The sequence below is a fragment of the Brevibacterium linens ATCC 9172 genome (genome assembly GCF_900169165.1).
GTDB lineage: Bacteria > Actinomycetota > Actinomycetes > Actinomycetales > Brevibacteriaceae > Brevibacterium > Brevibacterium linens.
The window spans coordinates 1-1,309 of sequence record NZ_FXYY01000070.1 but is presented as its reverse complement, the minus strand read 5'-3'; the positions used below and the strand labels follow the sequence as shown (position 1 = coordinate 1,309).

The window sequence follows — 1,309 nt, the reverse complement described above, 5'->3', positions numbered from 1 at the left end:
GGTGAGATCGATGATCACGGTCACGTACTTGTCACCCCGTCTGGTGTGCCGCCAGACATGTTCGTCGACGCCGATGACGCTCACGTTATCGAACCGGGAAGGATCGTCGATGAGAGCCCGATGTCCTTCGGTGTATAGAAGTGGCGTTCGGTAGCAGGTGTGTAACGAAGCGGTAGCACCTATGTAAGGACCCGGTGTGTAACCTCGCGACTTCGTGGACACTGAAACTCACCCCTTCGGGGACACTCGACCTCAGAGCTTTGTATGTCCTGTCTCAACACATCGTGGACACACGATCTCATGACATCGGAGACACCATGTCTCATGACATTGTGAACACATTCGATGCGGCAGTCGGTGATATTCGTGTCATGACGAATTCTCTGACACCGCGGGTGCGCGCGGACATCATCAACTACGACCCGACCCAGCCCGGAGCCCTTTCCGTAACTGAGTTCTGCCGGTCACTTAAGATCTCCCGCAGTGTGTTCTACAAGATCCGCACCCGGTCCCAACATGAGTCGAAAGCAGCTTTACACCCGCGATCCCGAGCACCGAAGCAACCGGCCCGCCGATACGGTCCCGACGTGGTCAACGAGCTCGTCCGCATCCGCAAACAGCTCAAATTCGACGGCTGGGAGTACGGACCCAGAACCATCCACTACGAAGCCCTTATCGCCGACACTTTCCCCGGTGGGAAGGTTCCCTCGCCGGCAACGATCGCGCGGCTCTTGGCCAGTGTCGGCCATGTCGAAGCCTCCCCGAAGAAGAGACCCAAGTCCTCTTGCATTCCCTTCTCGAGATCTACCGCCATGGCCCTGTGGCAACTCGACGCCTTCGAATACACACTGACGACCGGGACGATCATCACGATCTATCAGCTCCTCGATGACGCCACCCGCTTCGACGTCGGCACGACAGCACATTCCCGAGCCGAGAACAGTGCCGACGCACATCAGATGCTTGCTGCTGCGATCGCCGAATACGGTGCGCCAAAGGAAGTGCTGTCGGATAATTCCTCGGCGTTCAATCAGCTGCGACAAGGACGGATCGGAGCGGTGGAGACATTCCCCGCGTCGAAAGGAGCCATGCCGATCAGCGGGCTGCCGGGTAAGCCGACAACGCAGGGTAAGAACGAACGCTCCCACCATACCCTGATCAGGTTCCTCGACGCGAACACCCCGACGTGCCTCAGCTATTTTGAGCGCGTAGAACCTGGTGGTGCCTCAAGCACTTTGAGCGCGAACTCCCAACAAACGGGAGCAGGCTTGCCCTATGGAAGGCAAGATCCCGATGACCGCCAGACGCC

Annotated in this window: 1 protein-coding gene; it reads left to right on the top strand. The window is 58.4% G+C overall.

Annotation, left to right across the window (positions count from 1 at the left end; genetic code table 11):
- Positions 1 to 371 precede the first annotated feature (371 nt).
- Positions 372 to 1,309, top strand: a 938-nt coding sequence (locus tag BLIN9172_RS17775; protein WP_505542335.1) for a transposase family protein, incomplete at its 3' end; no start/stop codon positions are given.